The organism is Streptomyces sp. NPDC057900, assembly GCF_042887885.1.
Classification (GTDB): domain Bacteria; phylum Actinomycetota; class Actinomycetes; order Streptomycetales; family Streptomycetaceae; genus Streptomyces.
This window is the reverse complement of sequence record NZ_JBHVOI010000013.1, coordinates 41,128-57,895: the sequence shown is the minus strand read 5'-3', so window position 1 is coordinate 57,895 and position 16,768 is coordinate 41,128. Positions and strand designations below refer to the sequence as shown.

At 72.2% G+C, this 16,768-nt stretch carries 14 protein-coding genes; 5 read left to right on the top strand and 9 right to left on the bottom strand.

The window, feature by feature from the left end; translation table 11 throughout:
- Position 1: 1 nt before the first annotated feature.
- From ACFVQ0_RS31765 to ACFVQ0_RS31745, 5 genes are all read right to left on the bottom strand, one after another.
- The gene (locus ACFVQ0_RS31765; RefSeq protein ID WP_390092651.1) at positions 2–1,303 is read right to left on the bottom strand and encodes an NtaA/DmoA family FMN-dependent monooxygenase; all 1,302 of its coding nucleotides are present in this window, start codon (positions 1,301–1,303) and stop codon (positions 2–4) included.
- Positions 1,300–2,379, bottom strand: coding sequence for an LLM class flavin-dependent oxidoreductase (locus ACFVQ0_RS31760; RefSeq protein ID WP_390092650.1), 1,080 nt, complete (start codon positions 2,377–2,379; stop codon positions 1,300–1,302). The genes ACFVQ0_RS31765 and ACFVQ0_RS31760 overlap by 4 nt, the downstream gene beginning before the upstream one ends.
- 43 nt (positions 2,380–2,422) lie before the next feature.
- Positions 2,423–3,175 (bottom strand): amino acid ABC transporter ATP-binding protein, encoded by a 753-nt coding sequence (locus ACFVQ0_RS31755; RefSeq protein ID WP_390092755.1) that lies wholly within the window; start codon positions 3,173–3,175, stop codon positions 2,423–2,425.
- 113 nt (positions 3,176–3,288) lie between these two features.
- Positions 3,289–5,139: an FAD/NAD(P)-binding protein gene (locus ACFVQ0_RS31750; RefSeq protein WP_390092649.1), complete on the bottom strand. Its 1,851-nt coding sequence runs from the start codon at positions 5,137–5,139 to the stop codon at positions 3,289–3,291.
- Positions 5,136–6,005 carry an amino acid ABC transporter permease gene (locus ACFVQ0_RS31745; protein ID WP_390092648.1) on the bottom strand — a complete coding sequence of 290 codons (870 nt, stop codon included), beginning with the start codon at positions 6,003–6,005 and terminating at the stop codon, positions 5,136–5,138. Before ACFVQ0_RS31745 ends, ACFVQ0_RS31750 begins: the two co-directional genes overlap by 4 nt.
- 565 nt (positions 6,006–6,570) lie before the next feature.
- Here ACFVQ0_RS31745 and ACFVQ0_RS31740 point away from each other — a divergent pair.
- Positions 6,571–7,512, top strand: coding sequence for an ABC transporter substrate-binding protein (locus tag ACFVQ0_RS31740; protein ID WP_390092647.1), 942 nt, complete (start codon positions 6,571–6,573; stop codon positions 7,510–7,512).
- 71 nt (positions 7,513–7,583) lie between these two features.
- Here ACFVQ0_RS31740 and ACFVQ0_RS31735 read toward each other — a convergent pair whose 3' ends face one another.
- Entirely contained in the window at positions 7,584–8,807 is a 1,224-nt protein-coding gene (locus ACFVQ0_RS31735) for a DUF5685 family protein (protein WP_390092646.1), read from the bottom strand.
- A 367-nt stretch (positions 8,808–9,174) separates the two neighbouring features.
- Between ACFVQ0_RS31735 and ACFVQ0_RS31730 the strand changes: the two genes are divergently transcribed.
- A complete protein-coding gene (locus ACFVQ0_RS31730) occupies positions 9,175–9,618 on the top strand; it encodes a cell division protein SepF (protein WP_390092645.1) in 444 nt (147 codons plus the stop codon).
- Positions 9,619–9,627: 9 nt separating this feature from the next.
- On the opposite strand, the gene ACFVQ0_RS31725 is transcribed toward ACFVQ0_RS31730, so the two are convergent.
- Together ACFVQ0_RS31725 and ACFVQ0_RS31720 are read right to left on the bottom strand one after the other, a co-directional pair.
- A complete protein-coding gene (locus ACFVQ0_RS31725; protein ID WP_390092644.1) occupies positions 9,628–10,839 on the bottom strand; it encodes an acyl-CoA dehydrogenase family protein in 1,212 nt (403 codons plus the stop codon).
- A gap of 273 nt (positions 10,840–11,112) precedes the next feature.
- Positions 11,113–12,840, bottom strand: coding sequence for an MFS transporter (locus ACFVQ0_RS31720; RefSeq protein ID WP_390092643.1), 1,728 nt, complete (start codon positions 12,838–12,840; stop codon positions 11,113–11,115).
- Between the two features lie 558 nt (positions 12,841–13,398).
- Between ACFVQ0_RS31720 and ACFVQ0_RS31715 the strand changes: the two genes are divergently transcribed.
- Positions 13,399–14,481 (top strand): phosphatase PAP2 family protein, encoded by a 1,083-nt coding sequence (locus tag ACFVQ0_RS31715; protein WP_390092642.1) that lies wholly within the window; start codon positions 13,399–13,401, stop codon positions 14,479–14,481.
- Between the two features lie 118 nt (positions 14,482–14,599).
- Here ACFVQ0_RS31715 and ACFVQ0_RS31710 read toward each other — a convergent pair whose 3' ends face one another.
- Positions 14,600–14,815 carry an I78 family peptidase inhibitor gene (locus ACFVQ0_RS31710; protein WP_390092641.1) on the bottom strand — a complete coding sequence of 72 codons (216 nt, stop codon included), beginning with the start codon at positions 14,813–14,815 and terminating at the stop codon, positions 14,600–14,602.
- A 658-nt stretch (positions 14,816–15,473) separates the two neighbouring features.
- Between ACFVQ0_RS31710 and ACFVQ0_RS31705 the strand changes: the two genes are divergently transcribed.
- On the top strand, positions 15,474–16,262 hold the full coding sequence (locus ACFVQ0_RS31705; protein WP_390092640.1) for a hypothetical protein: 789 nt from the start codon (positions 15,474–15,476) through the stop codon (positions 16,260–16,262).
- A gap of 137 nt (positions 16,263–16,399) precedes the next feature.
- The gene (locus ACFVQ0_RS31700; protein ID WP_390092639.1) at positions 16,400–16,750 is read left to right on the top strand and encodes a hypothetical protein; all 351 of its coding nucleotides are present in this window, start codon (positions 16,400–16,402) and stop codon (positions 16,748–16,750) included.
- Positions 16,751–16,768: the final 18 nt, after the last annotated feature.

Genomic DNA, 16,768 nt, shown 5'->3' with positions numbered 1-16,768 from the left:
CTCAACCTTTCCATACGGGCTCCGCGAGCCCGAGGTGCGACCGGAGTGTGGAACCGGTGTACGCCGTGCGGAAGACCCCGCGTTCCTGGAGGAGCGGAACGACCCGGTCGACGAAGTCGTCGAGTCCGGCCGGGGTGAGATGCGGTACGAGGATGAAGCCGTCGGCCGCTCCGGCGGCGACGAATTCGGCCAGCTCCGCCGCGACGGTCCCGGGGCTCCCGACGAACGACTGCCGGGTGGTCGCCTCGATGACCGTCTGCCGGATGGAGAGCCCCCGCTGCCAGGACAGGGCGCGCCAGCGGGCCGCGACGGCGAGCGGGTCACCGTGCCGCACCCGCCCCTGGACCAGCTCCGAATCGGGGACCGGATCGATCTCGGGGAGCGGCCCGTCCGGGTCGTAGGAGGAGAGGTCCCGGCCCCAGACCTGTTCCAGGGCGACCAGCGCGTTCTGCGGGGAGACCTGCTGGAGCCGGATCCGGGCGGCCCTCTCCCGCGCTTCGGCGTCGGTGTCCCCGAGCACGAAGCCGACGCCGGGCATGATCTTCAGCTCGCCGGGCTCCCGGCCGTACTTCGCCAGCCGTCCCTTGACGTCCGCGTAGAAGGTGCGGCCCGCCTCCAGGGTGCCGTGCCGGGTGAAGACGACATCGGCGGCGGAGGCGGCGAACTCACGGCCCTCGGGGGAATCCCCGGCCTGGATGACCACGGGATGGCCCTGCGGGGAGCGCGGGAGGGTGAATTCGCCCTCGACGGAGAAGTGCTCGCCGTGGTGGGCGAAGGGGCGCGGGGCCCCGTCCGGGGTCCAGGAGTCCCACAGCTCGCGGGCGGTGGCGACGAACTCGGCGGCGCGGGTGTACCGATGGGCCCGGTCCAGGTAGCCGCCGCGGCGGAAGTTCTCCCCGGTGAAGGCGTCCGACGAGGTGACGACGTTCCACCCGGCCCGGCCTTCGCTGAGGTGGTCGAGGGTGGCGAGCCTGCGGGCCAGCTCGAAGGGCTCGTTGAAGGTGGTGTTGACGGTGGCGGCGAGGCCGAGCCGCTCCGTGACGGCGGCCAGCGCGTTCAGCATGGTGAGGGACTCGGGGCGGCCGACCACGTCCAGGTCGTGGATCAGCCCGTTGTGCTCGCGCGGCCGCAGCCCCTCGGCGAGGAAGAAGAAGTCGAACAGTCCGCGTTCCGCCGTGCGCGCCAGATGTTCGAAGGAGGAGAAGTCGATCTGGCTGCCGGAGCGGGGGTCCGCCCAGACGGTGGTGTTGTTCACCCCGGGGAAGTGTGCGGCGAGGTGCAGCTGTTTCGGTGCGGTCGTCATGCCCGTTCTCCTCGGAGGACGCGGTCCCTCGCGTACCGGTTGGCCGGGCGGGCCAGGCCCAGGTGCTCACGGAGGGTTCCGCCGGGGTGGAAGGTGCGGAAGAGGCTGCGGTGCTGGAGCAGGGCCACCGTGCCGTTGACGATCCGTTCGAGATCGCGGCCCGGCGTGATCGGGGTGAGGTGGAAGCCGTCCACCGCCCCGGCCCGGTGCCACCGGCCGATCAGATCGGCGAGGTCCACCGGGCCGCCCCGGTAGTACGTGCCGTGCGCGGCGAGCGGCGGACCGCTCGCCAGTCCGGGTTCCGGGGCGGATTCGGCGTCCCCGAGGTCCACGGTGAGCGCGGCGAGCACCCGGAGGGTGTCGGGGTCGCGGCCGTGGGCCCCGGCGCGGCGGCGCACGTCGTCGCGGATTCCGGCGGTCCGCTCGGGCGTGGTGGCCCGGACGAGGACGACATCGGCGTGGCGCGCCGCGGCCTCCCTGGCCGGTTCCGCCGTGCCGTCGATGACGACGACCGGGTGGCCCTGCGGCGGCCGGGGCACGATGGCCGGTCCGCGGACGCCGAACGTGGCGCCCTCGAAGTCGACGTGGTGCAGCTTGTCCCGGTCGATGAACCGCCCGGTGGCGGTGTCCCTGATCTCGGCGTCGTCCTCCCAGCTGTCCCAGAGCCGCGCGCTCACGTCCGCCACCTCGCCGGCCTCGCGCCAGAGTTCGGCGGCGGGCGCGGCCCGGCGGCGGCCGAACAGCCGGGCCTCCGCGCCGGTCGTCGACACGTCGGCCTGCCAGCCCGCCCGGCCCCGGCTCACCCAGTCCAGGGTGGCCACGGCGGACGACACGTGGAACGGCTCGGTGTGGGTGGTGGTGACCGTCGGCACGAGCCCGATCCGGCGGGTGGCCGGCGCCACCCGGGACAGCACGGCGAGAGCGTCGGGGCCTGGCCGGGCGAACGAGTCGCCGAGGGTGACGAAGTCGAGGGCGCCCTGCTCCGCGAGCCGGGCCAGGGCGGTGTAGTGCTCCGGCTCGTAACGCGGCGGGCCGCCGATTTCGGCGGCGAGGTGGAGGGGGCGGATGGGAGGCATGTACGGGCCCTTTCGGCACGGTTCGAGGGTCACCGGTCCCGGGTCACAGGACCTTGGAGAGGAAGGCGCGGGTGCGCTCGTGGCGGGGGCGGTCGAGCACCTCGGCGGGCGGGCCCTGTTCGACGACGCGTCCCTCGTCCATGAAGACCACGGTGTCCGCGGCCTCGCGCGCGAACCCGATCTCGTGGGTGACGACGATCATCGTGGTGCCCCGGTCCGCCAGGTCCTTGATGACGTCGAGGACCTCACCGACCAGTTCGGGGTCGAGCGCGGAGGTGGGTTCGTCGAAGAGCAGCAGCTTCGGTTCCAGGGCGAGCGCGCGGGCGATGGCGACGCGCTGCTGCTGGCCGCCGGAGAGCTGCCGGGGGTAGGTGTGCGCCTTGTCGGCGAGGCCGACCCGGTCCAGGAGTTCGTGCGCGGTGGCGGCGGCCCGCTCCTTGGGGCGGCCGAGCGCGGCGACCGGGGCCTCCGTGATGTTCTCCAGGACGGTGAGGTGCGGGAAGAGGTGGAAGTTCTGGAAGACGAAGCCGATCCGGGTGCGGCGGCGCAGCACCTCGCGCTCGGGGAGTTCGTACAGCTTGTCGCCCTTGCGGCGGTAGCCGACGTAGTCGCCGTCCACGGTGATCGAGCCGCGGTCCGCCTTCTCCAGGTGGTTGACGGTGCGCAGCAGGGTGGACTTCCCGGAGCCGGAGGGGCCGAGGATCACGGTCACCTCGCCGGGGCGCACCGACAGATCGATCCCGCGCAGCACGTGCAGGGGGCCGAAGTTCTTGTGCACGCCCCGGATCTCCACCATGGCCTCGGCGGGGCCCCTGGTGTGGTCGGCGGCCGGTTCGGTCTTCGGCGGGCGGCTGGTCGTCGTCATGGGTTCCTCTGGCGGTTCGTGGCGGAGGTGCGCGGGCCGGTCGGTCATCGGTTCGGACCGTTGCCGCCGGTGAGTCCGCGCAGGAGGGTGAGGGCGGTACGCGCGGTGGCGTCGTTCTGCCGGAAGGCCGGGCCGCCGGTGCGCGGCCGGGTGAACGCGCCGCTGCTGCGGGCGGCGGTGTGCGGGCCGAGCGCGAAACGGCGCGGGTGCGGGCGGCCCGCACGGTCCAGGATCCGGCCGTCGTCGGGGTCGACGGCGAGCAGTCCGGTGGCGGTGGCGGCGGCCCCGTCCCGGTGCAGGGTCCGCAGCAGGGTGGAGCGGGTGCGTTCCGGCGAGGGGTCGGGCAGCCGGGCCTCGACGAGTGCGCGGGCCTCGATCCGTTCGCCGGGCACGGTGGCGCTGCCGGCCCGGAAGACGCCGTGCCGTTCGTCGGTCTCGACGGTCATCCCTGCGCCGAGGAAGCGGACGACGCCGGCCCGGGAGAGCGCCAGCAGCTGCCGCAGCCGGGGGCCGGGCGGGCCGGAGGCGAGGTAGCTGAAGAAGCCGTGCCACCACTCCCCGATGTCACCGAACCGGATCAGCTGGCCGTAGGCGGAGAGCAGTCCGAGGAAGACGGCGAGGTCCTCGCTGTGCCCGGGGTCGTGCCGCCGGTCGAGGTCGGCGGCGATGTGGTCGCGGGTCGCCTCCTGGAGGGCGTCGTACGAGGAGTGCCGTACGCCGTCCAGCGGGCGGTCCAGTGCCCGGATGTCGAGCCGGTCGGCCGGGTCGGGGACGGCGGCGTCGATCAGCGCCCGCAGTTCGTCGCTGCCCGGCTCCGCCGCCGCGTACTTCTCCTCGAAGGCGGTCCGGTCCGCGGCGGTCCGCTCGGGGTGGGCGGTGAAGAGCCGATGGTAGTGGGCGTACCCGAGCTCTTTGTCGACATGTGGCCAGATGTCGCGGCGGAAGTCGGGCGGTTCGGTCCGGCCGAGCAGTTCCTCGGTGCGCTCGGGCCCGAGAAACCGGGGCAGCGGTGGGCGTTCGCCCTGCCAGCCGTAACCGATCTTGGAGCGGTACGGGACGCCGCGCCGCGATCCGACGTACAGGACGGGCTCCCGGCCCGAGGGCAGGTAGGCGCCGTTCTCGTACCGTCCGCCGCGGCCCTCGGTGAGCAGCACCATCAGGTCGATGAAGGCGAGCCCGAAGCCCCGGACGATGACGGGTTCGCCGGCGCGCAGGGCGGTGAGGTCGCTGTCGGCGGTGAAGTCGGGCGGCAGATGGACGAGACCGTGCCGGCCGGCGAAGGCGGAGAGGGCCCGCTGTCCGTCGTCCGGTTCGGCATCCAGGTGGCCGATGGTGAGGACCACCAGGTCCGCGAGCAGTGGTTCGGCGCGGCCCTCCAGCCGGACGCGCTGGGGTCCGTCGGGCGGGCCGGTGACGTCCAGCGCCCGGCCCCGGTGTTCATGGACGGTGACCGAGGGCGGGAGGGCCGCCACGGACTGCTCGTACACCCAGCGCAGATAGGCGCCCTGGAGCCGCCGGCTGGGGAAGTCCTGCCCCCGCAGCGCCTCGATCTCGGCGCGGAGTCCGGGCTCGGCCGCTTCGTCGGGTGGCTGGATCCGGCCCTCGCGCACGTCCGCCGCCCAGGCGTCCAGCGCGGGCCCCGGTCTTATGGGCCCGTCCTGGCGGACGGTGTCGTCGGTGAACATGGTGACGTCCTCCGCCATGGAGTTCATCCACAGCAGCGGCGACTGGTCGTGGCGCCAGATCCGCCCGGCGCCCGGCGGGTACGGGTCGACGAGGTGCAGGTCCAGCGGCCGGTGTCCGTACAGCTCGGGGGCGTTGGCGGCGATGCGCTCGATCAGGCCGGTGCCGCGCGGTCCGGCGCCTATGACGACCAGCGAGGGGCGGCCGTTCACCGGGGGTCCGCCGAGCCCCGGGCGTAGTGCCGTTCGACGTAGTGCTGGCCGATGCTGAGCACCGAGGTCACCACGACGTACCAGAGGGTGGCGACCAGCAGCAGCGGGATGACCTGGTAGGTGCGGTGGTAGACGAGCTGGACGGAGTACAGCAGGTCCTGTACGGCGATGATGCTGACGATCGAGGTGCCCTTGAGGGTGCCGATCAGCATGTTCCCGGCGGGCGGCACGATGGAGCGCATCGCCTGCGGCAGCACGATCCGGCGCAGCCGCCGCCACGGACCGAGGCCCAGCGACTGGGCGGCTTCCAGCTGTCCGCGTTCCACCGAGAGGATGCCGCCGCGTACGACCTCCGCGGCGTAGGCCGCCTCGTGGAGCGTCAGTCCGATGACGGCGACGGTGACGGGGCCGAGGAGGTTCACCGTGCGGACGCCGAGTATCTCCGGGTAGAGGGCGCCGATGTTGAACCAGAACAGCAGCTGGACCAGGATCGGGGTGGACCTGAAGAGCCAGACGTATCCCCAGCCGACGGCCTGGAGAACACGGTTGGCGGAGAGCCTCAGAACGGCGAGCAGGGTGCCGAGCGCGAAGCCGAGCACCATGACGAGCGCGGTGAGCCAGAGGGTGAGCCAGAGACCGCGCAGCACGGCGGTGGTCAGGAAGTAGTCGCCGACGACGTCCCACTGGAAGGCGTCGTTGCGGATGACCGAGTTCAGCGCGAGGGCCAGCAGGACGAGTACGGCGACGGCGGCGGTCCACTGGCCGGTCCGGCGGGCCGGGACGATGCGCAGCCGGCCGGCGGCGTCGTCGTCCTTGAGCGATGGGGCCGGACTGGCCGGCGGGAGGATGTCTGTCTGTGCGGACATGCGAGGGCTCCGTGGATACGGTGATCGAACACGGGGCGTGCCCTCGGCACGGAACACGACAGCTGGAAACACGGCAGCTGGGAACGCGACAGCTCGCGGAACGGCATGGACCGGGCCCCTCAGCGCGATCCGCCTCCGAGGTAAGCGCTGTTCGCGACGGGATGTCAAGCCTGTCCACACTGTGAGCCGTACCCACAGGGCCAGTTGACGGACTACCGGATGCCTGTTCCACTTGGGCCATGCATTCGCAGAAATGGCTGGTCAAGCGCTCCCACATCGACTTCGGTCGCGTGTGGTCCTGTTCCTGTTGAGCTGACCCCGCTGCGTTCCTGCTTTTCTCGCGCCGTGAGCGGCGCCTGAACCCTTTCCCTCTGTGTGCCCTCGTGCACGCGACAGCGCTCCACCCTCCCCTCATCACCACACCGTGCCCTGCGACGCCTCGGCACGTCTTCCTCCGTCCCGGCCGCGGGCTGCCTCGCGCTGCCCAGGTGCGGTGAGCGGCAGCGCCTGCCGGTCACCGCACCCGCACCCGTCCCCGGCCGCCGAAAACTGGAGACCATCCCTGATGCCCCGTACCCGGCACACCGCTGCCTTCGCGCTGATCACCGCGGCCATGCTGGCTCTCACCGCGTGCGGTTCCGGCGATCCGGCGACCGCCCCCGCCGGCGCGGCCGGTCCCGCCGCCGAGAGCGCGATCCCCACGGCCGACGTCGTGTCAGGGGTGAAGCGGGACAAGGCCGCGGCCGCCCTGCTGCCGGCCGCCGTCCGCTCCGCCGGGACCCTGAACATCGCCTCCAGCGTCGGCACCCCGCCCGGAGCCACCTATCTGGCCGACGGCAAGACCCTGGCCGGCACCGACATCGACTTCGCGGACGCCGTCGCCAGGGTGCTCGGCCTGAAGCCGAAGCGGGAGGTCGCCGCGTTCGAGGCGATCCTGCCCGCGCTCGGCAGCGGGAAGTACGACGTGGGCACCGGAAACTTCGGGGTCACCGACGAGCGCCGGAAGACGATCGACTTCGTCACCTACCTCAACGACGGCCAGGGCTTCGCGGTCCGCGACGACAGCAAGCTGGCCAAGGTCACCGATCTCACCCAGCTCTGCGGTCTGACGGTGGGCACCGCCGCCGGCACCACGTTCGAGGTGACGCTGGAGGAGAACCGGCACCGGTGCGCGGACGCCGGCAAGAAGCCGTACGACGTGAAGACGTACTCGGACCTGGCCGCGGTCTGGAGCTCCCTCCAGCAGGGGCGGACCGACATCGTGATGTCGACCATCAACGGGCTGCGGTACGCGGTGAAGCAGCAGGAGGGCGTCCGCTTCCTCAACGAGTTCGCGCGTCTCGACGTCGGCTTCGCGTTCAAGAAGGGCACTCCGCTGGCGCCCGCGTTCCAGGCCGCGGTCAGCGCCCTCAAGGCGGACGGCACCTACGACCGGATCCTGAAGAAGTGGGGCATCGACGAGTCGGCGATCGAGACCTCGCAGATCTCGCCGCCCGAGATCAGGTGACGCCCGATCTCGGGTGACGGACCATCAGGCCCGTCATGGGTGCCGTCCGGGACGGCACCCATGACGCCACATCAGCAGCCGCAATCACACCCGCAGTCGCAGTCGCAGCAATCGCAGCCGTCACAGCAGTCGCCGCAGTTGCTGCAGCAGTCGCAGCCGTCGCAGCAGTCACCGCAGTCGCAGTCGTTGCACAGCCCCTCGCGGCGCTGCCGGGTCCACGGATCGTCGAAGGTGCCGCAGCACATCTGGCAGGTGCAGGCCATTCCGGCCCACACCAGGCACCCCACGACGAGCCCCCGCCGGTCGCGCGGCGGCTCCGGCGGCGGCTGCGGCGGGCCGAAGGGGGCGCCGGGGCCGGAGGGCGCGTACGGGTTGCCCGGCGGCGGTCCGAACGACGCCGTGTGGCGTCCTCCTGACGGCCCATCGGCCGAAGGATGACCGGCTCCGTCCGGGCCGGTGTGCCCCGCGGTCAGCAGGCCTCCCGACCGATGGGAGCAGACGTCCGTGGCGAAGGCCCGGTCCACCGAGCGCCGCAGTTCGTGCGCGAGCAGCACATGGGCCAGCTTGCCGTCGGTGAACTCCGCGTCGCGCAGCGCCAGCCGTACGCCGCGCAGCGCGTCGTCGCACAGCCGGCGGGCCTCCGCGCGCGAGGTGCCGGTCGCGGTGAGCGGGTTCCAGGCACCCGACGCGGCGTCAGCTTCCTGGTCCTCCACGGCATCCAGCAGATGCGCGAGGCGTCCGAAGAGGCGGCCCGCCTCGGCGAGCGGCTCGGCGTTCTGCGGCTTGCCGGCGAGTACGGCGGTGTGCGCGAAGGCGGCCGCGGTGGCCGTCTCGGTGGGCTCGGTGACCGTCAGCAGCGGGGTGCCGGGGCCCGCGAGCAGCTCGATGCCGGTCTGCCGGTCGACGGCGTCCACGAGCAACGCGGTGTCGAAGCCGAGCTGTGCGCCGGTCCGCGCGCCGGCGCGGTCCCAGCCCGCCGCCACTCTGCGCGCCGCCGCCGCCACCGGGCGCCGCCTCAACAGCCCGTCCCGGTCCGCGACGTGGTCGCGCACCTTGGCCGACGCCAGCACCAGCGAGACGGCAGCCGCCAGCCTGGCCCCCTCGCCCCGTGCGACCGGGGCGGTCCGCATGGCGCGCAGCGGGCAGGGGCCCGCCGTGCGGCGCTGTGCGGGGGTGCGTTCGGTCTGAGCCTCCGTCAGGACCGAGACGATCAGGCCGTCATAGTTCGTGACAATCCGGGCGAACTGTCCGTGATCGGACCGAAGTGCCAGACAGAGCCCGCAGAGATGAGCCATCCACTCGGCCCTGAGCCCATCCGGCAATCGGTGGACGCAGGGCCTGACTATTCCGAACACGACGATCCCCCGGGTCTCGTTCAGCTGTGCGCCGCGCTCGGGCGAGGGCGCGCCGTGCATCGTATCGAGCGCTCCGTTCACCCGTACGTCCCCCATGTCACCCGTACGGCCCGGAGCATCATATTTTCTTTCTCCAGGGTCCTTTAGCAGGAGGAACCTTGACGAATCGCCACATCCTCTGCACCAGTACCGTCACGAATGGCCTGCGCGCCGCCTATCCCCTTGGCGCACGATCCGCATCATGGACGACCATAGGGATACGAAAGAGATGCGGAACGCCAAGGAACCGCGGTGAGAGGAGGCGTCCATGGGATCGGTGCGCAAGGCGAGTGCCTGGCTGGGCCTCGTAGAGGACAACGACGAGCGGTACTACGACGACGACGAGTACTCCGAGGGTGCACGGACCGGGACCGGACAGGCCTGGGTGACCGATCCGCGGGTGCGGGTGGCGTCGGAGACGGCCGAGGAGACGGGCCGCCGGATCGCCACCGTGACCCCGGACAGCTTCCGGGACGCCCGGAGCATCGGTGAGCTCTTCCGGGACGGCGTCCCGGTGATCATGAACCTCACTTCCATGGACTCCGCCGACGCCAAGCGCGTCGTGGACTTCGCCGCAGGGCTGATCTTCGGACTGCGCGGGTCTATCGACCGCGTGGCCACCCGGGTCTTCCTGCTGACCCCCGCCGACACCGATGTCGTCAACGGCGAAGCCGCCGGCCGGCCGGCCGACGGCTTCTTCAACCAGAGCTGAGCAGGGTGCTCACCGGAACGCGTCGAGACCGGTGAGCGCCTTGCCCAGCACCAGCTGGTGCATCTCCACGGTTCCCTCGTAGGTGAGCACCGATTCCAGATTCGTCGCGTGCCGCATCACCGGGTACTCCAGTGAGATCCCGTTGGCGCCGAGGATCGTGCGCGAGGTGCGGCAGATCTCGATGGCCTCCCGCACGTTGTTCAGCTTGCCGAAGCTGACCTGTTCCGGGCGGAGCCTGCCCGCGTCCATCCGGCGGCCCAGGTGGTGGGCGAGCAGGATGCCCTTGTGCAGCTCGACGGCCATGTCCGCGAGCTTGGCCTGGGTGAGCTGGAAGCCGCCGATCGGCTTGCCGAACTGCTCACGGGTCCTGGCGTAGTCGACGGCCGCCTCGAAGCCGGCCCGTGCGGCGCCCATGGCTCCCCAGACGATGCCGTAGCGGGCATGGCTGAGGCAGCTGAGCGGTCCGCGCAGACCGGTGGCTCCGGGCAGCACCGCGTCGGCGGGCAGCCGTACCCCGTCGAGGATCAGCTCGCTGGTGACCGAGGCGCGCAGGGACCACTTGTGCTTGATCTCGGGCGCGGAGAAGCCGGGCGCGTCGGTGGGCACCAGGAATCCCCGGATGCCGGTGCCGGCGGCGCCGTCGTCGGTCTGCGCCCAGACGACGGCGACCCCGGCGACCGAGCCATTGGTGATCCACATCTTGCGGCCGCTCAGCACCCAGTCCTCGCCGTCGCGCTTGGCGTGGGTGCGCATGCCGGCCGGGTCGGAGCCGTGGTCGGGCTCGGTCAGGCCGAAGCAGCCGATGATCTCGCCTGCCGCCATGCCCGGCAGCCACCGCTGCTTCTGCTCCTCGGAGCCGAAGCGGTGGATGGCGTACATGGCGAGGGAGCCCTGTACGGAGACGAGCGAGCGGATGCCGGAGTCGGCCGCTTCGAGCTCCAGGCAGGCCAGCCCGTACTGGACGGCGGTGGCGCCCGCGCAGCCGTAGCCCTCCAGGGACATGCCGAGGGCGCCGAGCGAGCCGAGTTCGCGGGCCAGCTCGCGGATGCCGGGCAGTTCGCCGTCCTCGTACCACTGCGCGATGTGCGGCAGGACGCGGTCGGCGGCCCAGGCCCGGACGGTGTCGCGGATCGCCAGGTCCTCCGGGCTCAGGAGGTCGTCGATGCCGATGGGGTCGCGGGGGTCGAAGGGCGGGAGCTTCGAGGACGGAGCGGTGGACATGAGGGTGTGCCTCCGGCTGCTCGCAACGGTACGGAGAGGTCGGTACGGGACACCGGAAACCAGCGGAGTGGGTTACGGCGTCGTGCCGACGGTACGGCCCGGCACCGGAAACCAGGGCCTGTCGTCAGACTGCCGTCGTGGCCCGGAGGGCGGCCGGGCGGCGTCAGGTGCGTGCTCTCGGTGTGCCGGCCCCAGGCCCCGTCGCCCGGCAGACGGCAGTCTGACGACAGGCCCTAGCAGTGTTAGTTACGGGCGTCGTGCCGACGGTACGGCTCAGCGTGCCGTGCGTCCAGAGCCGGTCGCCTCCGCCGCGCGCCGCGCGCCGGGCAGCGGGAGCAGGGCCCCCGGCCGGTCCGCCGCCGGCGCTTCGTGGCCCCGGTGGCCGCGGGAGTCACCGGCCTCGCCGGGCTCGGCGGCCCGGCGGGCGTCCGGGGCTTCGGCGGGTTCGCGGAGCGGCGGCGGGCACTCCATCGCCCTGGGCAGCCGGAGCGCGGCGAGGGCGCCGAGCAGCAGCAGGGCGGCGCTGACCAGGAGCGTGATGTGCAGTCCGTGGATGAAGGCGTGCCGGGCCGTGGAGCGCAGTACCCCGCCGAGCGGACCCCCGAGTCGCGCGGCCACCTGGTAGGCCTCGCCGAGCGAGTGGGAGGCGGCGGCACCGGCGGAGGCCGGGACGCCCGCGTCGGGGAGCCGCGCCAGGCCCGGGGTGTACGCGGCGTTCATGACGCTGCCGAGCAGCGCGATCCCCATGCCCGCGCCCAGCTGGTACGAGGTCTCACCGATCGCGGCCGCCCCGCCGGCCCGGTCCGCGGGGGCCTCGCTGAGCATCGACTCGTACGCGCCGAAGAGCGTGGACTGGAGGCCGAAGCCGAGGACGACGAAGGACACCGTGAGCAGGCCGGGCCGGTCGTGCTGCCCCATCACGGTCAGCATGAGCACCGCGACGGCCGTCAGGACGAAGCCCAGACCGACCATCCGGCGGGGCCCGACCCTGCGCAGGGTGTACGAGCCGGTGGCGCCCGCCGCCATCGCGGCGAAGGTGAGCGGCAGCAGCCGCAGGCCGGTCTCCAGCGGGCTGAGCCCGAGGACGAGCTGGAGGTACTGGACGGCGATCAGCTCCAGGCCGACCAGGGCCAGCATGGCGAGGACGATGCAGCCCACGGCGGTGGAGAAGGCCGGCCTGGCGAACATCCCCATGTCGATCAGGGGATGCGTGCGCCGCTTCTGACGCCGGACGAACGCGACGAGCAGCGCGGCCCCGATGAGCAGGGGGACGAGCGTGGCCGGTCCGAGGACGCCCTCGCCGGTGCCCGCCCGCTTGACGCCCAGCACCACTCCGAGCACACCGGCCGCGGCCATCAGCGCGCCGAGCACGTCCCAGGGGCCGTCGTCGCTGCCCCGGGACTCCGGGAGCAGCAGCCGGCCGACCGGGAGGAGCAGCGCCATCAGCGGGATGTTGATCAGGAAGACCGATCCCCACCAGAAGTGCTCGACGAGGAACCCGCCGATGACCGGTCCGGTGGCGGCGCCGACCGCGGCGACCGCCGACCACACGCCGATCGCCACGGCCCGCTCGCGCCGGTCGGGAAAGACCTGGCGGAGGATCGACAGCGTGGCCGGCATGATCATCGCGCCGCCGACGCCGAGCAGGGCCCGCGCCGCGATGAGCACGCCCGCGCTGTCGGCCACCGCCGCGACGGCGGAGGCGATCCCGAAGAGGGCGTAGCCGAGCAGAAGGACACGCCGCCGCCCGACCTTGTCCCCGAGGGTGCCGAAGAGGATCAGCAGGGAGGCGCAGACCAGCGGATACGCGTCCACGATCCAGAGCAGGCCGACGGCGCTGGGCCGCAGGTCCTCGGTGACGGCCGGGACGGCGACATGCAGCACCGTCGCGTCGAGCGCCACGAGCAGCAGGCTGAGACAGAGGACGACCAGGACGACCCATCGGTTGGCACCGTCGGCGGCTGCGCGCAGACGGGCTCGGGCTGTGGTCGTCCCGGACATGCATCTACCTCCCAGAAGGTCCCTCGCGCTCGGCAGGCCCCCCGGGGATTCGGCGTCCGCTTGTCCCTCCGGGCCCGGCATCGACGGGCGAGTGATGCGTCAGCGTACGCGAGTTCGGCAGGGCTACACGTGGCCCATCTCATACCGCCGACGGCCCCCGCCTGTGGTGTACGCCACTCCCCGCGGCCTCACCGGCCGGCCGACAGACCCCTCCCGACCTGCGCGGACCGGCTGTCCGGCGGCGCGCGGGCCGGGCCGGGGGGGCGGGTGCGGAGCGCTTGCCGGACGACGGATGAAGGCGTCGAGTAACCGGACCGGTACCGTCCGTTCGGTCTCTCCAGGACTCCCGGTGAATGCACTTCGATATCCCGTGCGCTTTTACGCCAATATCCAAAAACCCGTCTGCCGCGAGTGCCGAAGTAATAGAACAGAAGGAATACCGGATTCTCCGGAGGGTCAGAAAAACCGGCCACACTGAGACATAGTCCACATCACATCGTCATCACAAAGCGGCCGGATCGACCAGGTCACCCACTCACTCGCTGTAACGTCGATTGGGTGCGTACCGACATCTTCGCCCGCCTGGACCGGGAGCCGGAACCGCCGAAGATAGAGACACCGCGGATGAGCCGTCACCGCATCGCTCTCTTCGGCGGGACGTTGGCGTTCTATCTCGCCATCGTCATTGCCGTGCTCATGTCGTCCTGGCTGGTGACCCTGGACTGGAAGGTCATGCTCTTCCGGCCCTACCAGCAGTGGCCCGAGATCCATGCCTTCCTCGACTACTACGTCGTACTCGGTCAGCGCGGCCCCACCGCCGTCATGGTCGCCTGCTGGCTCGGCTGGCGGTCCTGGCGGCAGCACACCCTGCGCCCCCTGCTGACGCTGGGCGCCTCACTGCTGCTGCTCAACGCGACGGTGGGAGCGGTCAAGTACGGCCTCGGCCGGCTCGGCCCGCACTACGCGACCCAGATCGGATCGGCCGAGCTCTTCGCCGGCGGCGATATATTTCCGTCCGGGCACACCGCCAACGCGGTCGTGACCTGGGGAATCCTCGCCTATCTGGCCGCCACCCCGAGGGCCAGGCGCTATCTCTCCGCGATGTCCGCGGTCGTGTCGCTCGGCGTCGGCCTGACGACCGTCTACCTCGGTACGCACTGGCTCAGCGACGTGGTGCTCGGCTGGGCGGCCGGTCTGCTGATCCTGCTCGGCCTGCCGTGGTGCGAGCCGATGATCACCCGGGCGGAGAACTGGATCTTCGCGGCCCGGGAGCGGCTCAGCGCCCGCAGCAGGCTCGTACCGGCCCCGCCCGTCGCGGCGGGCGACCCCCAGCCGGTTCCGGCCGGACAGCCGGCCGCGTCCTCGGCGCAGGACACGGCGGACGCGGCACAGGACGCGGCCTCTGCACAGGGCCAGGCGGCCCGCACGCCGGTCGCCACGGGCAGCCGCCCGGCGGCGGTGGTGGTCACGACGGCCGCCGGCGGCCGCACCCGCGCCCACACCACACCCCCCGCGCACCAGGGCCACCCGGCCCGCTCGGAGCGCACGCCGGTCACCCCGGCGGGCAGCCGCAGGCCCCCGCACGCGGACCGCACACCGCGCGGCGGCACGACCCCGGCCCGGCCGGTGGCGGGCGGCTGACCGGTACGCGCGGACGGACTCCCCCCGCACGGGTGAAGGCTCCGGCACCACTGAAGGCCCCGACTCCGGTCGGGGCCTTCAGCCATGCGTACGGGGCCGCAGGGGGCCGTAAGGGTGCTCAGCCGACCCAGCAGCGCTTCACGACGCCGCCGTCGACCTCGAAGTTGATGCGACCGCCCAGGAACTCCATCGTGATGACGGTGCCCGGCGGCAGAGCTCTGACCGTGGTCCAGCCACGCTCCCGGGCCCTGCGTTCTGCGGCCTCGGCGCCGAGGCCGACATACGCGCCGGGTGTGTCGTCGGGCTGGGCGGAAGGGGTCGGTATGGGTGCCATGCCTCTCACCGTAGGCGGCCCGGGACAGCGACGGAAGCCGGGGCGCGGGCCGGTCGCACCGCATCCTCACGTCCCTCACCGGTCACGCTTGTGTCACAGGATCACCACACACGTTCCGGCCGTGCTCCGTCACCCGATCGCACGATTCGGAACTGGACGCACAGTAATCACACAGGCCGGAAAACGATCAGCCGAGAGGAAGGAGAAACGGGCTGGATTTCCACTGCCGGACGGCCTCGCTTTCCCTGCTGAATAACCTCCCGTAATCGAGAGACCCGTCAGGAATTCATCCTTCCTTATCGCACCCTTATCTCATGCTCACAATATCCACACCATCGCACCGGGTGCGGCAGCACCGTTCCGCCGTATAGCAGACGGCCCGAATCACCCCGCTTTCCGACGTCGGCGCGGCCGCCCCGGCCACCGGCACCCCGGGACGGCACGGGCGGGGCTCCCGCAGGGCCCTGGCGCCGTCCGGTCCGGGCCACGGCCACGATCGAGCGCCACGATTTCCCGACTTGTCGGCGTATCACCGACCGGCCGGATCTCCGGTTCGATTCCGTTCGCCTTCTCGCGTGACCCCGGCAGCGACTCACCCGTTGTCTTCTTCATGAGCCGGGAACCGCCCGGCGCACGTACCGAGTTCGAGGAGCCACCCGTGCCGCGCATGCTCGACGTCAGCGAGGACGTACGCGCCGAGATCGGCGACGCCGAAGCCGACCGGCTGCTCGTCGGCGACAACGCCCCCGGCAGTTACGACTGCACCTCCTGCCGCACCCCAGGCGACTCGGAACAGGAACGCACCAGCACGGTGCTGTTCGTCGGTGACGAGACGGCGGTCCTCGCCTTCGCCCACGCGACCTGCATCCCCTCCCAGGTCGTCCAGGTGGCCGAGGAGCAGCTGCAGGGCGCCGTGCGCAGCATCACCGGGAGCGAGCAGGAGGCCCAGGACGGGCCGAACCCGGGCCCCGAGCAGGCCGTGCTGGGGATCACCAGCGGCCTCGTCCTGATCGACGACGAACTCCACCCGGCCCTGGTCGTCGAGCCGACCGGGGCGATCGCCAGGCCCGGCACGGACGGCAGCGGCGGCGACGAGTTCCTGCAGCTGCTGCTGGAGCAGGGTTTCCACCCGGTCCAGCAGATGGGTCAGGTCCCCGAGGTACTGCACGGCTGGTCGATCCTGCTCGCCATGGGCCAGCTGCACGCGGTGCTCCAGCCGGGCACCGGCGGTGGCGCCCCGGTGGCCTGGTGGCAGGCGCACGCGCCGCTCCAGGTGACCGAGGGCTGGCGGACCGCGGCCAACAAGTCGCAGACCGTGCTCGTCTACGCGGCCCCGGCCGGCTCGATCGGCCAGCAGCCCCGCGAGGACCTGCTGCGCGACGCCCTGGAGAAGGCCTCGGCGGGCGGCATCCTGGTCGCCGCGGCGATGCCGCTGGCCGGTACCTGACCGTGTCCGGGCACTCCTGGGTCCCGGAGCGGACAGCGAATTCTCCGGCGCGCCCGCATCTCACGGGCGGTGGGGTCGTTGGCACATACGTGCACTCATACGACCCCTCCCACCAGCGTCCGAGCCCGATCCCTGCCATGCGCCCCGCGCAGGACCCATCGGGTGGCCCGTCCCGCACCCCGATCTACGACGCGCTGTACTCCGAGTACCGCCGTTCGTTCAGGGCGTTGCCGGGTGACCGGACCGGGGAGGAGAGCCTGGGGCTCCCGAGTTTCGGCAGCGGGTTCTTCGGCTCCCGCGCCCCGCTGAACGGCCACTCGGGCCACGGCGGCGCGGGCGGCGCGTCCGGTGGCACGGGCGGGGCCGCCGGGCACGGCAGCGGCAGCCCCGGTACGCACACCACCGGGAGCCTGGGCTCCTGGCAGCGCGTGGGGCGGCACGCCGGGCGGGTACAGGCCGCGCTGCCGCCGGGCTCCCGAGGGGCCTGAGCGTACGACTGAGCCCCG